This is a genomic window from Frigoribacterium sp. CFBP9030, from assembly GCF_034045195.1.
Taxonomy (GTDB): domain Bacteria; phylum Actinomycetota; class Actinomycetes; order Actinomycetales; family Microbacteriaceae; genus Frigoribacterium.
This window is the reverse complement of record NZ_JAXCWG010000015.1, coordinates 23,560-43,799: the sequence shown is the minus strand read 5'-3', so window position 1 is coordinate 43,799 and position 20,240 is coordinate 23,560. Positions and strand designations below refer to the sequence as shown.

The following is a 20,240-nucleotide window of genomic DNA, read 5'->3' as shown; positions in this document are numbered from 1 at the left end:
CACCCAGCAGGCGACGCTCTGGTTCCTCGCACGCCACGACCTCATCGCCGCATACGACACCGGCATGGCCTATTTCGACGACGTCGCGGACATGATGCGAGACCTTCGCGGCAGGTTCCCCCCGTGCACCCCGACCACCCCGCGGCGTGCTCGACCGTCCCTGCCCCGTCTGCGACCAGGACACGTTCGGAGCTACCTGGACCAGAAAGAACGTCGACCAGTTCGAGCTGCGCTGCTCCAAGTGCGAGCACACCCAGGGCGCCGACTCATTCATCGATGCCGGCCGCGTTCGCGAACTGCTCCACGAACTGCGGGGGAGCACGCAGAGCCCAAGTCGGAATCGTGGTCGAAGCGACAAGCAGCACTTGAGCTCGGGATCACACCCCAGACCCTCAACAGGTATATCGCTGAAGGACTCTGGACAGCCACGCAAAGAGGCGTGGATCCAGCACCGACATTCGTAGATTTGTTTCTCCAAGCGGCGAGCTCGCCGGGCATGCCTTATAAGACCGGTACGTAGTGCATCATTGCGGCTTCCAGAAGATGAGTGCAGATCACGTTGCAGGACGCGACGGCGACTGCGACTGCGACTGCGAGGCTGACAATGCGGCCAGCCCCAAGGTTGATGTATCGCCAATGAAGACGCACCTCGACTCTTTCCCGCGACCGAGCGACACACACTCTTACTCCGCTGAGAGCCCGGGAAGAACACACGTGTGTCGGCACCCATGAGAGGTCGGCAGGCGACGACGAACAATCGGAGGACTCATGCGGCAAGTAGCGGAACAACCTGTGCACCCTGAGATGGACCTCGCCTTTCAGCTGCGCGCGAAGTACCTAGAACAGCACTGTTCAGCTGGCCCCTGCAGCCCCAAGGGCCGTCACGACCACACCAGGAATGCTCGAGGTGATGCCAACGATCGACGGTTGCCAAATTGTCGTTGCCAGATTGGCCCAGCGGCTCTTCTTTTCTGGATCAGATGTCTGACCCGCGGCGGCAAATAAAGCTACCCACAAGCGTTCGGCGGCCCCGCCGAGGTCGAAGCCATCACCAAGTGTTTCGTCGTCAAGAGAAGCAGTGATGTCAGCAACTAATCGGCGAATGTAGAGCCGCAACTCGTCGGAGATCGACGCATCCTCGAGGAGCAGCGAGCTCACGTCCTCGAGTAGCGCGCGAAGTTCCATGCCGGTCCCGCCTCGCAGTCGGGGCGCACCCACAGCGAACCACCCTATGAGCGTCTCCAGATGGTCCATCTCGTTCGAGGGGAATGCAACCTCACGGCTCATCGCCGAGCCCCAGGAACGGTCGAAGTTCATCAGCATGCTCGTCCACGCCGGGACGTATTTGCTGTACAGAGAGACAGGCAAGCCTTGCTCCTCAAGGCGCGCCAGGCCGTCGACCAAGTCCAAGAGATGGCGCATGGCATCACGCTGACCTGCGAATCCACGGACTGTGTCGAGACCTCGACTGCCTGCAACGCTGTGATTGCCGTCCTTGAGGACCTCTCCCCATTGAACAAAAAGGGCGTGTAGGTCGGCGGCAGGATTAGACATAGCTAGATCCTAAACCGAGACGTAAGCAGGCCAAGAGAGGACCGAGCCACCGGGTCCGACGAAGCTGAGGAGTCATTGCGTGGCCGCAAGCTGGTCCGGATCCACCCGCAAAGAACGCCTACCCGACGACCGGGAACAACGCCGCACCACGACACGCGACCGTGAAGGCGAAGGATGCCAAGCCACATGCGCGACGGCACACGCTGTATCGGGCCTGGCACTGACTGCGACCACATCATCCACGGTGACAACTACGCCCTCTCCAACCTGCAGTCATTATGCCGTTGACACCACGACAAGAAGAGCGCACTCGAAGCGCTCGAAGCGTGCCGCTACATCCCACGCCCATCAGCACGCAAGCCACAAGAGAACACTTCGGCCTTCGATAGGTGCCACACCCAAGGGCCCCACCAACCGCACCCGCGAACGACTGCCAGCCACCTAAACCGGCCGTCAATCATGCGGCACACAAGCACGTCACCGACGACGCTCTCAGCCGGCACCTAAGACGACGAGGAGACAGGCCACACGCCGGGCAAACGCTTGCAATGAACAACCGGCACGCACCAGCACAGCCACACACAGGGGCCACCCACCCCCTCCCGTGGGGCCTGGCCGAGCCTAGATGTGCCGTAGCTGGCGGTGTGTACGGGTCTGCACCTTAGTTGGAGGGCAGCACTTCCCTATGCGTACGACTCGGGCATCATTCCCGACTCGAGGCCTTTGATGAGCACAAAGGGCTTCATGAGCGGATCTCGGAAGCGGTACCGGATGCTCCTTTCTCCTCTCCGTCGTTCTTCAAGAATCCAAATCGGGTCGCCGGCAAATCGCTTTAAGTGGCTATTTACGTGACCTAACTGACGAGGTGCCTTAACGATTTCAGACAGCTTATTCGCCACGTCCGTCGAGGAGAAATAGCCGATGTCATCGGTCTCAGCCAAAGCGCAAGCAAGGAGTGTCGGCACCAGTTGTGCGTCTGCTCGAGCCGAAACGGCTTCCGTATAAGAGCTTCGAATCGCGTGTGAGGTGTCTTCGACGGCGCGCACCATTGCGCGGAAGACGGTAGCTTGCGAAACCACAGTCTCGCCGTCTCGAATCGCTTCGGCTCCGGCCGCACCGCCTAGAAGGTGCGTGTAGTAGGGGAAACCTTGAGAGATTCGAGCGACGGATGCCGCAGTCCTTGCATCACACGACAGCGACTCTCCAGTCTTCTCGCTGTAGGCGGCAAATCCCCCAGTGAGGATCTCAGCAAGTTCGGGGTCACTCATCCGGGGCATCGCCACCTGGCGAATGTTTCGAGCAATCGACTGGTGCCCCTGGATCAGGCCGTCGATATTGTCCGCGACACCAACGATGATTAGGGTCATGGGGACGAGATCGTCCGATACGGACTTGACAAGGTCGGCAAACGGTATTGTTTCCCTGTAGCCGCCAAGACGATCAAACTCATCCAAGATAACCAATAGGTTCTTGCGGGAGGCGATGAGCGACAGCGCTTCGACGACGTCATGGACTGCCAGTTCGTCATTATCAGGAAACATGAGCAGAGTTTCAACGCGTTCGACCACGTCCTTCATATGCTCGCGCTGTTCCTTATCTAGCGCCTCCACCTCGGACCTGAAGGACCGGAAAAAATGAGTCCACACTTCAGAGAAGCTCTCGCTATCTGAGCACTGCACTCGCACGGACAGCGCTTCACCAGCGTGCATGGACATGTAGAGCGTTCGCGCGATGTAGGAGAGTGACGTCTTCCCCACGCCTCGCTCACCGTAGATCACTGGATGCTGCCCAATCTCGGCGATGCCGGTCAGGAGGCTCTCGATTTGTCGTGTACGTCCGCGGAAAAGATTTACGTCATCTGTCGGCGAAGACGGCCGAAAGATGCTCTTCAGGGTTGCGAGTTTTGCGTGGAGCACTGAAATGTCCGTCACGTCCACATTCTGACAGTGATTATCTCCCACTAGGGCGATTTATCTCCCACTAGTGCGTGGCGATGCGCATAACAGTGCAAGTGGCCGAAGGATGGCCACCGAAACGGCGGCGAATCAGCCGAAACGGGAGCAACCATGGCAGGACGAGGCTTTGTCCCGAAGGACCCGGATGCGCGGGCTCGGCGGAACAGCGACCCAATCGCCATGCGTGTCCTAGCCCGTGGGGTGGCTAAGCAGCCCGACCGACCGACGATCGCCATCGAAAAGGACGGCAAGTTAGCTAAATTCGTGTGGCCGGCGATCATGCTTGAGTGGTGGCGCATGTGGCCGGAGTCGCCGTTGTCGGCTGACTTCACGTCTACGGACTGGTCGGAGCTTCGAGACACTGCGTTGCTGCATGCGCGGTACTGAAGGGTGACGTCAAACTTGCCGGCGAGCTCCGGTTGCGCACCGCGAAGTTCGGTGCGACCCCCGGAGGCGATCCCGACGTCGAGAAATTTCGAGCGGCTTGGATCTGAGCGTCACGCTCGAGGCGAGTTGTGCCGGTCAGGCCGACACCACTCGTGGAACCGGGAAGAGAAGGGGGTGGGCACCGAGTATTTCAGGACTCGGGCCCGCCCTGCGGATCTGTGCAGATCCGCGGCCGGTCTCTCTGGCGCACCCCGTGGCCGGGGCTGCTAGGAAAGCAGTAGGGCTGCCGGTAGCGCACGCCCCGCAGGGTGCCGAAGCGAACCCTTATGATTCCGCTGGCCTGTCATGCCAGAAGCACTCCTGCTCACGCTTTTTGACATAGGCCGTCGATTCAGGTCTAGTGCGATGTCAACTGCGAATCGATCACCGGAGGTTGACGAGTGACCGAGTGCTAGATTAGTTCGCCATTTGACTTCGGTACACCGGGAGGCCTGGGCACCTACACATGGAGTGCGCCTCATCCACTAGCCTCGCTTTGTGACTCCAACCGTGTGCGCGACCTTAGTGACCGTATTTCCTGTGCTCTTACTGATTTCCCTTGTCGAGGGAAGAGCCGTAAACCCAGCCCTTCGTTCAAACGTCTTCTACATCCTGACCATTGGACTCGGGACCTGCTTTGGCTTGATCGGAACCATTCTGACCGCATCTGGTCTCGATAAGGGCCTCTCTGATCCCTTGGGCGGGATCGCTATCGGGCTGCTCTACGCCCACCTCCTCTGTCTGCTTGCGCTTGTTGTACTCCTGTTCCTGACATACGACCACGAGGACGGCAACGTCAGTCTTTTCGGATCGAAGAAGCACAAAGAGGCTGCAGCACTCAAGCGTGCAAGTGGTCCAGAGGCCTCGGGCCGAAAGCGACGCTGATACGACAGTGAAGCTGGTCGAGAAAGACCAAGCCCTAGGCCACGCGACCGGCTAGGCGTTGAGAACTCCTAGTAGTTCGTCAGCCGCGGCATGTAGCGAGTCCCAGTCACAAGCATCTGCATCTGGATCTGCATCTGCATCTGCGGCCGTAGGATCCGTGCCTCTCGTTATCGATACGTACGAGCAGCCCCAACATCCCGCGGCCAGTACTACAAGTACCCGCTGACGTTCGAGTTCATCAAGAACTGAGGCACGGCACCGAACGAAGGGCGCACCTCCTGAAGGAGGCGCGCCCTTCGTCGTCCGTCGAGCTCGCGACGGTCACGGGGCCCGCTCTACGACGGCAGGAGTCGGCGGACGACCGCGTCGGCCATGAGGCGGCCCTCACGGGTGAGGACGACCCGACCCTGCAGGGCGGGGCGCCCCTCGACCCAGCCGTCGGCGATGAGCCCGGCGACGGCCTGGCGACCGTCGTGGTCGAGCTCGGACACCGGCAGACCCTCGCGGATGCGGACGCCGAGGAGGACCCGCTCGACCCGACGCGTCTCGTCGTCGAGGGTCTCGCGACCGGCGCCCGGCGACTGCTCGGCCGCCATGCGCTGCTGGTAGGCGGCCGGGTGCTTGACGTTCCACCAGCGGACTCCCCCGACGTGACTGTGCGCGCCCGGGCCGACGCCCCACCAGTCGTGGCCTTGCCAATAGGCGAGATTGTGCCGCGAGCGGTGGTCGACCCCGCGCGACCAGTTGCTCACCTCGTACCAGTCGTAGCCGTCGGCCGCCAGGCGGTCGTCGGCCACCTCGTACATGTCGGCCGCTAGGTCGTCGTCGGGCGTCGCGACCTCGCCGCGGCGGATCTGGCGGGCCAGCTTCGTGCCGTCCTCGACGATGAGCGCGTACGCCGAGAGGTGGTCGGGCTGCTGCGCGATCGCGACGTCGAGCGAGCGCTTCCAGTCGTCGAGCGTCTCGCCGGGGGTGCCGTAGATCAGGTCGAGGCTGACGTCGAGGCCCGCATCACGCGCCCACTCGACGACCAGCGGGATGCGTTCGGGGTCGTGGGTGCGCTCTAGGGTCGCCAGCACGCTCGGCACGGCCGACTGCATGCCGAAGCTGACCCGGGTGAAGCCGGACGCCTTGAGCGCCCGCAGGTAGTCGGCGTCGACGCTGTCGGGATTCGCCTCGGTGGTCACCTCGGCGCCGTCGACGAGACCCCAGGTGTCGACGACCGCGTGCAGCATCTCGGCCAGATCGGACTGCGGCAGCATCGTCGGCGTGCCGCCGCCGAAGAAGACGGTCGACGCGGGTCGCGCCGGCAGACCGGCCTCGGCGAGGACGCGACCGCCGAGCGCGACCTCGGCGACGGCCTGCCCGGCGTAGTCGTCGCGCTTGGCGCCGCGCAGCTCGTCGCCGGTGTACGTGTTGAAGTCGCAGTAGCCGCAGCGGACACGGCAGAACGGGACGTGCAGGTAGACGCCGAAGTTGCGCTGGTCGGCCCCGGCGACGACCGACGACGGGAGACCGCCGTCGACGGGCGCGGGGTCGCCGAGCGGGAGGGTGCTCGGCACCCTCAGTCGTCCAGCCGACGGAGGGTCGGGTCTTCGGGAGCGGTCTCGGGCGACTCGGCCGCCGTGATCGCCGCGGCGTCGAGGTCCGTCTCGGGCTCGGGGCCGGGCTCGCTGATCGACAGCGCCCGAAGATAGCGACGCGTGTACAGGGCCTGCGTGCGCTTCATGAACGGCTCGACGAGCTTCCAGCGGAGCGACGACGGACGCGAGAACGAGCGGATCGAGAGCCAGACCGAGCCGTCGTCGGTCTGATCGACGATCCACGACTCCTCGCCGCTCTCGGGGTGCCCGTCGAGGGTGCCGTAGGCGAAGCCCTTGCGCTTGGGCTCGTCGATCACGTAGACCACCCGGACCGGTGCCTCCACCTTGCGCCCGTAGGCCTCGATGGTGAGCGTCGCAGTCGTCCCGGCCGTGAGCAGGGGCGTGCCGTCGGGGGCGAAGCGCGCCTCGTCGGGCGAGCGCGACCAGTGCGCCGGGTCGATCGGGGCGCCGTTCTCGTCGAAGGTGACAGGCGTGTAGCCGCCCTCCTCGAGGGGCGGGACGGCGTCGACCCGGACCTCGATGCCGCTGCGGCGCTGGATCTGCCAGGTCATCGTCGCGATCCAGGCCGCCTCGAACCGGGCATCGCCGTGACCGACGCGGGTGCGGTACTCGGCGGGCGTGAAGCCCGTCGGCGGGTACTGCATCAGGTCGGGAGCCTGCGTGGCCCCGACCTCGCCGTACGTCGTGCGGGTCTCGGTGTACGTCGCGCGTCTCATGCGACTACTTCTTGTCTTTCTTCTCGGTGTCGCCCGAGAGGGCGGCGATGAAGGCCTCTTGCGGCACCTCCACGCGACCGATGGTCTTCATGCGCTTCTTGCCCTCCTTCTGCTTCTCGAGCAGCTTGCGCTTTCGAGAGATGTCGCCGCCGTAGCACTTCGCGAGGACGTCCTTCCGCATGGCGCGGATGCTCTCGCGCGCGATGATGCGCGCTCCGATGGCGGCCTGGATGGGGACCTCGAACTGCTGACGAGGGATCAGCTCGCGGAGGCGACCGGTCATCAGCACCCCGTAGGCGTACGCCTTGTCGCGGTGGACAATCGCGCTGAAGGCGTCGACCGTCTCGCCCTGCAGGAGGATGTCGACCTTGACGAGGTCCGCCTCCTGGTCGCCGATGGGCTCGTAGTCGAGGCTCGCGTAACCGGCCGTCTTCGACTTGAGGCTGTCGAAGAAGTCGAAGACGATCTCGCCGAGCGGGATCGAGTAGCGGATCTCGACCCGGTCTTCGCCGAGGTACTCCATGCCGAGCAGATTGCCCCGGCGCTGCTGGCAGAGCTCCATGATGACGCCGACGTAGTCTTTCGGCGCCAGGATCGCGGCCTTCACCATGGGCTCGCTGACGCTCGCGATCTTGCCCCCGGGGAACTCGCTCGGGTTCGTCACCGTGATGGTCTTCTTGTCGTCGGTCATGACCTCGTAGACGACGCTCGGGGCCGTGGTGATGAGGTCGAGGCCGAACTCGCGCTCGAGGCGCTCGGTGATGATCTCGAGGTGCAGCAGCCCCAGGAACCCGCAGCGGAAGCCGAAGCCGAGCGCGACGGACGTCTCGGGCTCGTAGACCAGCGCGGCGTCCGACAGCTTCAGCTTGTCGAGCGCCTCGCGGAGGTCGGGGTAGTCGCTGCCGTCGATCGGGTAGAGGCCCGAGTAGACCATCGGGAGGGGCTCGACGTAGCCGGCCAGCGCCTCCGTCGCGGGCTTCGCCGCCGTCGTGACGGTGTCGCCCACCTTCGAGAGCCGCACGTCTTTGACACCGGTGATGAGATAGCCGACCTCGCCGACCGAGAGCCCCTGGCTCGGCGTGGGCTCGGGCGACGACACCCCGATCTCGAGGATCTCGTGCGTCGACTTCGTCGACATCATCTGGACCTTCTCGCGCGGGTTCAGCGTGCCGTCGATCATGCGGATGTAGGTCACGACCCCGCGGTAGCTGTCGTAGACCGAGTCGAAGATCATGGCGCGCGGCGAGGCATCGAAGTCGCCCGTCGGCGACGGGATGCGGTCGACGACGCGGTCGAGCAGCTCTTCGACGCCCATGCCCGTCTTGCCGCTGACCCGCAGGACGTCGTCGGGGTCGCCGCCGATCAGACCGGCCAGCTCGGCCGCGTACTTCTCGGGGTCGGCGGCGGGGAGGTCGATCTTGTTCAGGACGGGGATGATCTCGAGATCGTTCTCGAGGGCGAGGTACAGGTTCGCGAGCGTCTGCGCCTCGATACCCTGCGCCGCGTCGACGAGGAGGATCGCGCCCTCGCAGGCCGCGAGCGATCGGCTGACCTCGTAGCTGAAGTCGACGTGCCCGGGGGTGTCGATCATGTTCAGGGCGAAGGTCTCGCCGTTGCGCTCCCACGGCATGCGGACGGCCTGGCTCTTGATCGTGATGCCGCGCTCGCGCTCGATGTCCATGCGGTCGAGGTACTGGGCGCGCATCGCGCGGTCTTCGACGACGCCGGTGATGCCCAGCATGCGGTCGGCCAGCGTCGACTTGCCGTGGTCGATGTGGGCGATGATGCAGAAGTTGCGGAGCGACGCGGGCGGTGTCGACGCCGGTTGCAGTGCACGGGAGGCTAGGGGGCTCACACGATCCTCAGGGGGTGTTGGGCGGGGGGCGCGTCGATTCTCCCACGCCGGGGCGGGAAACCGGGTCTAGGCGGTCGGCGCCGGGAGCTTCGACAGGCCGCGGGTGAGCACCTCAGGCTCCGTCGCGAGGCAGACGCGGATCCAGCCCTCGCCGCTCCGGCCGAAGGCGCTGCCCGGTGCGACGGCCACGCGCTCGGTCAGCAGCAGCCGCTCGGCCCACGAGGCCACGTCCCCGCCGGAGGCGTGCGACATGTCGATCCACAGGTAGAAGGCGCCGGTCGGCTCGAGGTAGCGGATGCCCCGTTCGTCGAGCAGGGACGTCGCGAGCTCGAGGTTCTGCCGGTAGTGGTCGCGGGCGTCGGCGACCGGCTGATGATCGCCCACGACGGCGGCGAGGGCCGCGTGCTGGTCGGGTTCGGCGACGCAGCTGATCTGCGCCTCCTGCACGGTCCGCATCGTGTCGGCCAGCCCCTTCGGGGTCACGAGGTAGCCGACCCGGACACCGGTCATGGCGTAGGTCTTGCTCAGCGAGAAGACGCTGAAGACGCGGTCGTCGTGATCGAGCGAGGCGAGGCTGATGTGCTTCGACCCGTAGGTGAAGTACTCGTAGACCTCGTCGCTGATCACCCAGAGGTCGTGCCGACGGGCGAAGTCGAGGAGGCGCACCAGGGTCTCTTCCGAGTACACGACGCCGAGCGGATTGGAGGGCGAGTTGACCACGATCGCGCGCGTCCGGTCGCCGACCAGCCGGTCGAGCTCGTCGATGTCGGGCACGAAGTCGGCGGCGGGGGCGAGCGTGTAGGGCACCGGGACCGCGTCGAGCATGTGGGCGTTCATCGTGAAGGTCGTGTAACCCGGGTCGGGCACGAGCACCTCGTCGCCGGCGGCGAGCAGCAGCCCCATGGTCTGGTGCAGCGCCTGCGTGCCGCCGATCGTCACCCAGACCTGCTCGACGTCGACGTGGATGTCGTTCTCGCGGGCGAGCTTCGCGACCAGCGCCTCGCGCAGCGGCGCGATGCCGCCGTTCGGCGTGTAGTTCGTGCGGTCTTCTGACCACGCCCGGCGGGCGGCGTCGCCGATGTGCCGGGCGACCGGCACGTCGGGCTCGCCGATCACGAGCATGTCGACGTCGTCGAGCTGCGCGGCGATCTCGAAGACGCGACGGATGCCGGAGGCGGGGACGGAGGTCATGTGCGGGGCGAGCTGCGGCATGATGGCACGGTACTACGCACGACACGGCGCGCCGCCCGACGGCTGTTCGTTGAGACTCGGGCCGCCTGCTGGTAACGTTGCCTGTTGGCTTACGCGTTACGTCTGCACGGGCGGAACGCGATCGCAGCCGAGAGCCGCTCCGGTGGCCATCACCGGCGGCAGCACCGGGTCGATCGACGAGAGTCGATCGGTCGCTCGGCTGGCGCACATCCGTCCGAGACACAGAATCCAGAAAGTAGTTCACGTGGCAAACATCAAGTCGCAGATCAAGCGCATCGGCACCAACAAGAAGGCCCAGGACCGCAACCGCGCGGTCAAGAGCGAGCTCAAGACCGCCGTCCGCGCGACGCGCGAGGCGATCACCGCCGGCGACAAGGACAAGGCCACCTCGGCCCTCCTCGTCGCGTCGAAGAAGCTCGACAAGGCCGCCAGCAAGGGTGTCATCCACCAGAACCAGGCCGCGAACCGCAAGTCGTCGATCGCGAAGCAGGTCGGCGCTCTCTGAGTCGCTCCCCCCGTACGAAGGCCCCGTCTCGATCGAGACGGGGCCTTCGTCGTTCCCCGGGGGCCGCACAGCCGCCGAGGCGAGGCCGCCGGGGCGGGGCCTGGTCAGCGGGGGCGGTCGCCCCGCATCGAGATGACCGTGACCATGCGCTCGAGCGCGTAGACGGCGTCGCGTTCGGCGCCCTTGACGGCCGCATCGGTCTCGGCGACGACCTCGATGCAGCGCCCGAGGCCGTCCTCGCCCCAGCCGCGCACCTCCCGCTGGGCCCGCTCGACCTGCCACGGCGCCATGCCGAGTCGCGACGCGAGCTGACCCGACGGGCCGTAGGCCCCGTGCACCTTGGCCATGCCGCGGATCTTCATCGCGAAGGCCGCGACGACGGGCACCGGGTCGGCGCCCGACGCGAGCGCGTGGCGCAGCAGCACGAGCGCCTCACCCTGCCTCCCGGCGACGGCCATGTCGGCGACCTTGAACGAGTTCGTCTCGACGCGCCCCTCGTAGTACTTCTCGACCGTGGCCTCGGTGATCTCCTCCGCCGCGTCCGAGATGAGCTGCTGGCAGGCGCTGGCCAGCTCGGCGAGATCGTCGGAGAACGCCGTGACGAGCGCCCGCAGCGCCCCCGAGGTGACGCGTCGACGTTCGGCCGCGAACTCGGCGGCGGCGAAGTCGAGCTTCTCGGTGTCCTTCTTCAGCTCGGCGCAGACGACCTCGAGCCCCTGGCCGGTGCCGCCGCGGATCGTGTCGAGCAGCTTCTTGCCGCGCACTCCCCCGCCGTGCCGCAGCACGAGGTAGGTGTCGTCGGCGGGCGATTCGAGGTACCGCAGGGTCTCGGTGAGGAACGCGTCGGTGCACTTCTCGACGTTGGCCACGCGGATAAGGCGAGGCTCGGCGAACAGCGACGGGCTCGCGAGGGTGATCAGCTCGCCCGGCTGGTAGTGATCGGCCTCGAGGTCGTTGACCTCGAGACTGGGGTCTTCAGCGGTGAGCTGGTCGCGCAGCTGCCGCACGGCGCGGTCGGCCAGGAACTGCTCGGGCCCACTGACGAGGATCACGGCGGCGGGCCGGATTCTGTCCCATCCGACCTGATCGATGGCGACACCGGTCTTCTTCGCCGGCTTGGCACTCGCTCGCGCGGCCACGGTCCTCCTCCGGCGACCGGATGCGGAACGGACGCCGCGACCAGCGTAGACGAGGCCTCCGACGAGGAGGCGCGCTCACGCCACAGACGGAGCCCGCCGTCGTCGACCACCACCGCCGTCGAGCCGTCCAGGTCGGATCGGGCCACGGCGGACGCGGTCTCGTCGAGCACGGCGAGCAGCGAGTCGGTCGGATGCCCGTAGGTGTTGTCGGCCCCCACCCCGACGAGCGCCACGGACGCGCCGAGCGACCGGTAGAGAGCGGGGTCCTGATCGGCCGAACCGTGATGGGCCACCTTCACGACGTCGACCCGCCCGGGCAGCCCACCGGTGGCGGACAGCCCACCGGTCGCGGCCAGGCGGCGTTGCGCCTCCGCCCCGAGATCGCCGAGGGCCACGAGATCGAGGCACCCCGCGCGGCAGTGCGTCGTCGGACGGAAGCGCATGACGAGACTCGCGTCGTTGCCCGGCGGCGGCGAGGCACCCTCGAGGGGCGGCCACAGCACCTCCCAGCTCGACTCGCCCAGCACGCCCGAGGTGCCCGCCCGGGTGTCGACGACCTCGACCCCGGCGGCGACGAGCCGCTCGACGACGCGCTCGTCGGCGCTCCGCCCGGTCGGGCCGACGAGCGCCGCGTCGACGCGGCGCTCGACGGCCGCGAGGGCCCCCACGTGATCGGTGTCGAAGTGGGTGAGCACGAGCAGGTCGACGCGGTCGACGCCGAACTGGTCGAGGCAGCGGTCGAGGGCCGCCTCGTCGTCGCCCGTGTCGATCAGTGCGACGCTCGCCGCACTGCGGACGAGCACGGCGTCCCCCTGCCCGACGTCGCACTGCGCGACGGTCCAGTCGTCGGGGACGCTGCCGCGGGAGCCGATCCCCGATCCCAGCACCGCGCCTCCGGCGATCACCACGACGCCGACCAGCCCCGCGGCCGCGACCCGGCGCGCCCTGCTCCGCCGCCCCGCGAGCACGAGCACGACGATGAGCCCGGTCAGGGTCGCGAGCAGCCCGACGGCCACGACCCCCTGCCCCCACTCCACCCGGGCCGCCGGCCAGTCGGCGACGGAGCGGGCGACCGCTGCCACCCACGAGGCCGGCGCCCAGGCCACACCGGCCACGAGACCCGCCGCCCCCGGCGCCCACCCCGCCAGCACGCAGACCAGCAGCCCGAGGACGGTCGCCACCGGAGCGGCCGGCTCGGCGAGCACGTTCGCCGCCACGCCGTGCAGAGGCAGCCCGGGGTCGAGGAGGAGCAGCACCGGGCCGCAGGCGAGCTGAGCCGCGATCGGCACGGCCAGCACGAGGGCGAGCGGTTCGGGCATCACCCGGGAGAGCAGACGGGCCAGCGGCGCCGCGAGCACGACCAGACCCGCCGTCGCGAGCACCGACAGCGCGAACCCGATGTCGCGGGAGATCCACGGGTCGGCCATCAGCATGCCCGTCACTGCGACGGCGACGACCGGAAGCCCCGAGACGGGCCTCGACCCGGCCAGGTGCCCGAGCACGACGAGGGCCATCACCGTGGCCCGGACGATGCTCGCATCGGGGGTCACCAGCACGAGGAACGCGAGCAGCACGACCGACGCCGCGACGACCCGCACCGCCCGAGGCACCCCGAGCGCGCCGCCGACCAGCATGGTCAGCGCCACGAGCACGGCGCAGTTCGAACCCGACACCGCCGTCAGGTGCGACAGCGACGACGTGCGCATCGCGTCTCGCAGGTCGTCGGGCACGGCCGAGGTGTCGCCGATCGTCAGGCCGGGCAGCAGCGCACCGCCGTCGCCCGGCAGATCCGCCGCGACGGCTCGGAAGGAGGCGCGCATCGCCTCCGCCCGCCCTGCCGCTCCCGAGGCGGGCGCGCCGGGTCGCAGCTCGCCGCGCGCCGCGACCACGAACGCGGCGTCGCCACCCGGCTCGACGGGCAGCACCGTCGCCCGGAGCGCGACGCGCTGCCCCACCTCGACGGCGCCGGAGACCCGAGGCGCCAGCACCAGCATCGAGACGCGCCCCTGCCACATCCGCTCGCCGCTCGTCACCGTGCGGACGTCGAGGGACGCGACCTGCGAGGCGTCCGTCAGTCGCTCGGACGCCGTGGCGTCGAGCTCGACCGTGTGCCCGACGAGGGTGGCGAGCTCGGGCGGGTACCGGACGTCGTGACGGACGGCGGCGCCGGCGAGCAGGAGGCCGGCCAGGCCGACGCTCACGGCCACGGCGGTCGCGGCACCCACCGCCCGCGAGGAGGACGACCGCCCGCTGCGCGACCACGTGCGGGCCGCCACGAGCGCCGCGAGCGAGACGGCCCCCGCCACCGCGGCCGCGAGACCGAGCCGGTCGGGGCTCGGCAGCAGGACGACCAGCGCGATCCACCCGACGGCGGCGGGCATCGCCCAGCGCACGTCGAGCACGGGCCGGTCGTCGATCACACCGTCACCTGCGGACGCAGCTTCTCGAGGGTCTTCTCGCCGATGCCGGGGACGCCGAGCAGATCGTCGACGGAACGGAAGGCGCCGTTCTGCTCCCGCCAGTCGAGGATCGCCGCGGCCGTGGCCGGCCCCACCCCGGGCAGGGTCTGCAGCGCGGCGTCGTCGGCGAGGTTGAGGTCGACGGCCCCGCCACCACCGGCACCCGCCCCGCCCGCACCCGCCCCGCCGGCGCCCGCTCCGCCTGAAGCGCCACCGGGACCCGCCGCTCCCCCGCCGCCGTCCCCCCCGGTCGCCGCGGGCTCCCCCACGGCCGGCACCCGCAGCTGCTCGCCGTCGACGAGCGGTCGCGCCAGGTTGACCCCCGCCTGGTCGGCGCCGTCGGCGAACCCGCCGGCGGCGGCCACGACGTCGACGACCCTCGCCCCCGCCGCCAGCTCGTAGAGACCGGGCGAGACGACGGCGCCGTGCACGTGCACGAAGAGCGCGCCGTCCGCGTCGCCGGCCGACGCCCCCGCCCCGCCTGGCGCACCCGGCTCGGACGACGCGCCGGTCGACGGGGGTGAGGTGATCGTGGTCGTCCCCGCGCCTCCTGCGGTCGAGAGGGCCGACACCACGACGGTCACGACCAGCGCGGCGAGCACGAGCACGACCGCCGCCCCGACCCCCGTCCGCCAGCGCGGCCCCCGCGACGGGTCGGGTGCGGTGCTGAACGAGACGGTCATGGCGGCAGGCTACGAGCCGCCCGACGACCCCCGCAGACGACGACGGCCACCCTGGGGACACCAGGGCGGCCGTCGCGGTCGGGGAGGACTCATCCGCCCCCGGGAGGTCACTTCACCGCGATGTTCACCAGTCGCGGCGCGCGCACGATGACGTTCACGATCTCCTTCTCGCCGATCGAACGCTGCACGGCGGCCGAGGCGCGGGCCAGCGCCTCGAGCTCTTCCGAAGCGATCTTCGGCGACACCTCGAGGCGATCGCGCACCTTGCCGTTCACCTGCACGACGGCGGTGACGCTCGTCTCGACGAGCAGGGTCGGGTCGGCCTTCCGCCAGCCGTGCTTCGCGACGGAGACGCCGTCGTAGCCGAGCTTCTCCCACATCTCGGAAGCCGTGTAGGGCGCGAACAGCGAGAGCCCCAGGGTCACGGTCTCGACGGCCTCGCGGACCGCCGGGTCGCCCGCACCGGCACCCGAGTCGACGACCTTGCGGATGGCGTTGACCAGCTCCATCAGGCGGGCGACGACGACGTTGAACTTGAACGCCTCGGTCAGCCCCGGCGCCTCGGCCAGGAACCGGTGGGTGACCCGGCGCAGCGCCTGGTCGCCGTCGGCCCAGACCACGTCGCGAGGGCTCGACACCTCGCCCGAGAGCCGGAACGCCCGGGCCAGGAACTTCGCCGAGCCGGCGGGCGAGACGTCCGCCCAGTCGATGTCGTCCTCCGGCGGGCCGGCGAACGCCATGGTCAGGCGGATCGCGTCGACGCCGTGCTTCTCGACCTCTTCGGAGAGCGTGACGAGGTTGCCCTTGCTCTTGCTCATCTTCGCGCCGTCTTGCAGCACCATGCCCTGGTTCAGCAGCGCGCTGAACGGCTCGGTGAAGTCGAGGTGACCGAGGTCGAACAGCACCTTCGTGATGAAGCGCGCGTAGAGCAGGTGCAGGATGGCGTGCTCGACGCCCCCGACGTACTGATCGACGGGCGCCCAGCGGTTGACGACGGCGGGGTCGAAGGCGCGGTCGGCGTCGGTCGGGCTGAGGAACCGCAGGAAGTACCACGAGCTGTCGACGAAGGTGTCCATCGTGTCGGCGTCGCGCTTCGCCGGGGTGCCGTCGATCGGGTTCGGCACGTTCACCCAGTCGGTGGCCGCGCCGAGCGGCGAGCTGCCCTTGGGCTTCAGGTCGAGACCCTCGGTGGGCGGCAGCAGCACCGGCAGCTGGTCTTCGGGCACCGGGATCTCGGTGCCGTCGGCGCCGTGCACGATCGGGATGGGCGTGCCCCAGAAGCGCTGGCGCGAGATGAGCCAGTCGCGCAGACGGTAGGTCTTGGCGCCCTTGCCGGCGCCCGAGGCCTCGAGCAGCTCGATCACGCGCTTGATCGCGTTCGACTTGCTGAGCCCGGTCAGCGGACCGGAGTTCATCAGGCGGCCGTCGCCCGAGAGCGCGACCCCCGTCTCGCGCGGGTTCAGCTCGGGCAGGTCGTCGGGCAGGATCGCCTGACCGTCGGAGTCGAGCTCGAGCTTCGGGATGACACCGGTCACCGGGGCGTTCGTGTCGACGACGACGCGCACGGGCAGGTCGTACTCGATGGCGAAGTCGAGGTCGCGCTGGTCGTGGGCCGGCACGGCCATGACGGCGCCGTGCCCGTAGTCGGCCAGCACGTAGTCGGCGGCCCAGACCGGCATCGGGTCGCCGGTCAGCGGGTTGACCGCGACGCGCCCGAGGGGCACGCCGGTCTTGGGGCGGTCGGTCGACTGACGCTCGATCTCGGTCGTCTTCTGCACGGCCGTCAGGTACTCGGCGAAGCGCTGGCGCACGTCGTCCGTGGCGTCGGCCACGAGCTCGGCGGCGAGATCGGAGTCGGGGGCGACGACCATGAAGGTCGCGCCGTAGAGCGTGTCGGGTCGGGTGGTGAAGACCGTGACCCGCTCGTCACGCCCCTCGATCTCGAAGTGCACGTCGGCGCCGACCGACCGGCCGATCCAGTTGCGCTGCATGTTCAGCACCTTCGACGGCCAGCGGCCCTCGAGCTGGTTCAGGTCGTCGAGCAGACGGTCGGCGTAGTCGGTGATCTTGAAGTACCACTGCGTCAGCTTCTTCTTGACGACGACGGCGCCCGAACGCTCGCTCGTGCCGTCGGCCAGCACCTGCTCGTTCGCGAGCACGGTCTGGTCCACAGGGTCCCAGTTGACCCAGCTGTCCTTCCGGTAGGCGAGGCCCTTCTCGTACATCTTGAGGAACAGCCACTGGTTCCACTTGTAGTACTCGGGGTCGCTCGTGTGCAGCACGCGGTCCCAGTCGAACGAGGGCGCGTAGAGCTTCATGCTCTGCTTCTGCTGCTCGATGTTCGCGTAGGTCCACTCGCGGGGGTCGACGCCGCGCTTGATGGCCGCGTTCTCGGCCGGCAGGCCGAAGCTGTCCCACCCGATCGGGTGCAGCACGTTGAAGCCCTGCTGACGCCAGTAGCGCGCGATCACGTCGCCGAGCGCGTAGCCCTCGGCGTGCCCCATGTGCAGGTCGCCCGACGGGTACGGGAACATGTCGAGGATGTACTTGCGCGGGCGCTTGTCGTCGGGGTCGACGGCGAACGGCTTCGCCTCCTCCCAGATGGCCTGCCACTTGCGCTGCAGACGCGCGACGTCGTACTCACGCTCCTCTTCGGGGCGGGGCGGACGCTCGCCGGCGGCGGTCTTCTCGGAAGGCGCGGTGTTGTCGTGCTCGTGTGCCACGGGACTCTCATTCATTCCTGGGGAGGGACGCACCTGCTGCAGCGCACGTCGACGTGCGGGCACGGCGACCCGACGATCTAGCGTAGATGACCGGCCCGCCGTCCGCCGAACCCGGATCCGCCGCCGGTGGCGGCACCCTTCGGCCGCCGTCGGAGGGGGAGCTCAGGAGGCGCGGGTCGGCCCGTCCGCCAGCACCGCCAGCAGGGCGGCCGCCTTCACCCCCACCTCGTCCCACTCGGCGCGGGGCACCGACGCCGACGTCACTCCCCCGCCGACGCCGACGGTCGCCGTGCCGGCGCCGCCCGCTCCGGCCCGGTCGACGACGATCGAGCGGATCACCATGGCCAGCGAGACGGTGCCGTCGAGTCCGAACGTGCCGATCGCGCCCGAGTAGATCCCCCGGGGGCGCGCCTCCCACGCCGTCAGCAGTTCGACGGCGCGGCGCTTCGGCGCGCCGGTCATCGACCCCGCGGGGAACATCGAGGCGACGGCGTCGAGCCCCGTGAGCCCGGGTCGCAGGCGCCCGCGCACGGTGCTGACGAGCTGGTGCACCGCGGGGTACGAGTGCACGGCGAAGAGCTCGACGACCTCGACGCTGCCGGGGGCGCAGACGCGGGTCAGGTCGTTCCGCACGAGGTCGACGATCATCAGGTTCTCGGCGAGCTCCTTCTCGCTCGTCGCGAGCTCGTCGGACAGCTCCGCGTCGGCGAGCGCGTCGCGCCCCCGCGGGCGGGTGCCCTTGATCGGCGACGACGAGACCGTGCCGTCGGCCGAGACCTCGACGAAGGCCTCGGGCGACGCGCCCAGCACCGAGGTCCCGCCGATCCGCACGAACGACGCGCGCGGGGCGGCCGACGTGCGTCGGAGGCGCCGGTAGACCGCCAGATCGTCGACGGCTCCGTCGACCGCGACCCGGGTCGTGGGGCAGAGCACGTACGCCTCGCCGGCGACGATCGCCTCCTGGCAGCGGGCCACGAGCGCGAGGTACGACTCGGCGTCATGATCCCAGCGGGGGTGCGTCGAGGAGGCGCGGTGCGGGGCGGTCTCGAGCCGCGCCTCCTCGGCCTCCAGGTGGTCCCACCGGGCGACGACGCCCTCGAGCCAGTCGGCCGAGGCGGTGCTGACCGCCTCGACCGTGCGGAGCGCGTGATCGAAGACGAGCGCCCGGTCGGTCCGGAGCAGGGCGAGATCAGGAGGCGCGGTGCCGTCGGCGCGTTCGCCCGCGTCGATCACGGGGTGCGCCCCGCGACCGAGTCCGCCGTCGCGGTCGAGCAGCCAGAGGCCGACCCCGTAGCCGAGCCAGCCGGCCCAGCCGAGCGGATCCGCGTCGGCGCGCGGTGCGGAGAGGTCGTCGTGCAGCGCCGACCAGACCGCGTCGAGTCGACCGCCGGACGCGGAGGCGGTCACGGCCTCGCCCCACGCCACCACCGACCGACCGGTCGCGGCGTCGAGCCCGGCGTCGATCCAGACCACGTCTCCCTCGGCCGCGAGAGACGACACCACGAGTTCTGGGTCGCGCCACTCGAGCGGCGCACGGACCACCGGAGGACGCATAGCCTTGAGTGTATGAGCACCGCGACGACCCTCCTCTGGCGCGGCGGACTCCTCGAGCCCCTGCCCGACGCCCGGCGAGGTGCCGACGGCGTCGGTGCGGCCGACACCGGTGCGGCCGAGCCGACGCTGCTGGTCGCCGACTCCTGGCTGGTCGACGAGGGTCGTGTCCGAGCCCTCGACGTGCACCGCGACCGGTTCGCCGGGTCGGTGGACGCCGCGACGGCCGGGATGACCGGTCGGCCGACCCCGGACGACGTCGACGCGTTCTGGACGGCCGTGGTCGCCCGGCTGCCGCGCACGGGCCGGTGGTTCCCCCGGGTCGAGCTGGTGGCCGCCGGGGACGACGCGACCGGCGGGGCCGACACGACGGGCGGGGCCGACGCGACGGACGGGGCCGACACGACGGGCGGGGCCGACTCGACCCGCGCCTCCTCGGTCGCTCTGCGACTGCGGCTGCGGCCCGCTCCCCCGGCGAGCGCGACCGTGGTGCTGGCGACGGCCACCCACGACCCGCGGGTCAGCCCGCTCGTCAAGGGGCCCGATCTCATGGCGCTCGGCCGGGTGCGCGACGAGGCCCGCTCGCGGGGAGCCGACGAGGCGGTCGTCCTGAGCGGAGACGGTCATGTCGTCGACGGGGCGTGGAGCTCGATCGTCTGGTGGCGCGGCGACGCCCTCTGCCTGCCGTCCGACGATCTGCCGCGTCTGCCGGGCGTCACCGTGCGGACTCTGGCCACCCTCGCTGCGGTGATGGGCGTCGACGTGCTGCACGAGCACGCCCGACCCGACGAGCTGAGCGGCTTCGAGGTCTGGACCACGAGCGCTCTGCACGGGATCCGCATCGCGACCGGCTGGGTCGACGGCCCGTCGCCCGCCGAGCAGCCCGGTCGGCTGGCGCTCTGGCGGTCACGGCTCGACGCCCTGCGCCGTCCGCTGCCGTCGGTCTGACGGCGTCCCTGCAGGCGCCGGGCCG

Annotated in this window: 14 protein-coding genes; 3 read left to right on the top strand and 11 right to left on the bottom strand. The window is 69.1% G+C overall.

The genetic code is table 11. From position 1 onward, the window contains the following. Window positions 1-852 precede the first annotated feature (852 nt). Both SOM13_RS13625 and SOM13_RS13620 read right to left on the bottom strand, forming a co-directional pair. Entirely contained in the window at window positions 853-1,554 is a 702-nt protein-coding gene (locus SOM13_RS13625) for a hypothetical protein (RefSeq protein ID WP_320480025.1), read from the bottom strand. Window positions 1,555-2,237: 683 nt separating this feature from the next. Then, window positions 2,238-3,491, bottom strand: a complete 1,254-nt coding sequence (locus SOM13_RS13620) for an ATP-binding protein (protein ID WP_320480024.1) — start codon at window positions 3,489-3,491, stop codon at window positions 2,238-2,240. A gap of 942 nt (window positions 3,492-4,433) precedes the next feature. Here SOM13_RS13620 and SOM13_RS13615 point away from each other — a divergent pair. After that, a complete protein-coding gene (locus tag SOM13_RS13615) occupies window positions 4,434-4,820 on the top strand; it encodes a hypothetical protein (RefSeq protein WP_320480023.1) in 387 nt (128 codons plus the stop codon). Between the two features lie 335 nt (window positions 4,821-5,155). On the opposite strand, the gene hemW is transcribed toward SOM13_RS13615, so the two are convergent. The 4 genes from hemW to SOM13_RS13595 all read right to left on the bottom strand — a co-directional run bounded on the left by hemW (window position 5,156) and on the right by SOM13_RS13595 (window position 10,207). After that, the gene (gene hemW, locus SOM13_RS13610) at window positions 5,156-6,382 is read right to left on the bottom strand and encodes a radical SAM family heme chaperone HemW (protein WP_192057958.1); all 1,227 of its coding nucleotides are present in this window, start codon (window positions 6,380-6,382) and stop codon (window positions 5,156-5,158) included. A gap of 2 nt (window positions 6,383-6,384) precedes the next feature. Continuing rightward, on the bottom strand, window positions 6,385-7,140 hold the full coding sequence (locus SOM13_RS13605; protein WP_192057960.1) for a DUF1990 family protein: 756 nt from the start codon (window positions 7,138-7,140) through the stop codon (window positions 6,385-6,387). A gap of 4 nt (window positions 7,141-7,144) precedes the next feature. Continuing rightward, window positions 7,145-8,995: a translation elongation factor 4 gene (gene lepA, locus SOM13_RS13600; RefSeq protein ID WP_192057963.1), complete on the bottom strand. Its 1,851-nt coding sequence runs from the start codon at window positions 8,993-8,995 to the stop codon at window positions 7,145-7,147. Window positions 8,996-9,061: 66 nt separating this feature from the next. Continuing rightward, window positions 9,062-10,207: a pyridoxal phosphate-dependent aminotransferase gene (locus tag SOM13_RS13595; protein WP_320480022.1), complete on the bottom strand. Its 1,146-nt coding sequence runs from the start codon at window positions 10,205-10,207 to the stop codon at window positions 9,062-9,064. A 244-nt stretch (window positions 10,208-10,451) separates the two neighbouring features. On the opposite strand from SOM13_RS13595, the gene rpsT reads away from it, so the two are divergent. Then, window positions 10,452-10,712 carry a 30S ribosomal protein S20 gene (rpsT, locus tag SOM13_RS13590; protein ID WP_192057967.1) on the top strand — a complete coding sequence of 87 codons (261 nt, stop codon included), beginning with the start codon at window positions 10,452-10,454 and terminating at the stop codon, window positions 10,710-10,712. 104 nt (window positions 10,713-10,816) lie between these two features. On the opposite strand, the gene holA is transcribed toward rpsT, so the two are convergent. The 5 genes from holA to SOM13_RS13565 form a co-directional block, all read right to left on the bottom strand. Further along, the gene (holA, locus tag SOM13_RS13585) at window positions 10,817-11,851 is read right to left on the bottom strand and encodes a DNA polymerase III subunit delta (protein WP_320480021.1); all 1,035 of its coding nucleotides are present in this window, start codon (window positions 11,849-11,851) and stop codon (window positions 10,817-10,819) included. Further along, a complete protein-coding gene (locus SOM13_RS13580; protein ID WP_320480020.1) occupies window positions 11,761-14,271 on the bottom strand; it encodes a ComEC/Rec2 family competence protein in 2,511 nt (836 codons plus the stop codon). Before SOM13_RS13580 ends, holA begins: the two co-directional genes overlap by 91 nt. Then, on the bottom strand, window positions 14,268-14,993 hold the full coding sequence (locus SOM13_RS13575; protein WP_320480019.1) for a ComEA family DNA-binding protein: 726 nt from the start codon (window positions 14,991-14,993) through the stop codon (window positions 14,268-14,270). Before SOM13_RS13575 ends, SOM13_RS13580 begins: the two co-directional genes overlap by 4 nt. A gap of 107 nt (window positions 14,994-15,100) precedes the next feature. After that, entirely contained in the window at window positions 15,101-17,731 is a 2,631-nt protein-coding gene (leuS, locus tag SOM13_RS13570; protein ID WP_414655528.1) for a leucine--tRNA ligase, read from the bottom strand. 147 nt (window positions 17,732-17,878) lie between these two features. Continuing rightward, window positions 17,879-19,270 carry an anthranilate synthase component I family protein gene (locus SOM13_RS13565; protein WP_320480018.1) on the bottom strand — a complete coding sequence of 464 codons (1,392 nt, stop codon included), beginning with the start codon at window positions 19,268-19,270 and terminating at the stop codon, window positions 17,879-17,881. Between the two features lie 12 nt (window positions 19,271-19,282). On the opposite strand from SOM13_RS13565, the gene SOM13_RS13560 reads away from it, so the two are divergent. After that, window positions 19,283-20,215, top strand: a complete 933-nt coding sequence (locus SOM13_RS13560; RefSeq protein WP_320480017.1) for an aminotransferase class IV — start codon at window positions 19,283-19,285, stop codon at window positions 20,213-20,215. Window positions 20,216-20,240 lie beyond the last annotated feature (25 nt).

Excerpts from the sequence above, each read along its gene's own strand:
- SOM13_RS13625 (WP_320480025.1), bottom strand. The coding sequence starts at position 1,554 with ATGTCTAATCCTGCCGCCGACCTACACGCCCTTTTTGTTCAATGGGGA.
- SOM13_RS13605 (WP_192057960.1), bottom strand. The coding sequence starts at position 7,140 with ATGAGACGCGCGACGTACACCGAGACCCGCACGACGTACGGCGAGGTC.
- SOM13_RS13595 (WP_320480022.1), bottom strand. The coding sequence starts at position 10,207 with ATGCCGCAGCTCGCCCCGCACATGACCTCCGTCCCCGCCTCCGGCATC.
- SOM13_RS13575 (WP_320480019.1), bottom strand. The coding sequence starts at position 14,993 with ATGACCGTCTCGTTCAGCACCGCACCCGACCCGTCGCGGGGGCCGCGC.
- leuS (WP_414655528.1), bottom strand. The coding sequence starts at position 17,731 with ATGAATGAGAGTCCCGTGGCACACGAGCACGACAACACCGCGCCTTCC.
- SOM13_RS13565 (WP_320480018.1), bottom strand. The coding sequence starts at position 19,270 with ATGCGTCCTCCGGTGGTCCGTGCGCCGCTCGAGTGGCGCGACCCAGAA.
- SOM13_RS13560 (WP_320480017.1), top strand. The coding sequence starts at position 19,283 with ATGAGCACCGCGACGACCCTCCTCTGGCGCGGCGGACTCCTCGAGCCC.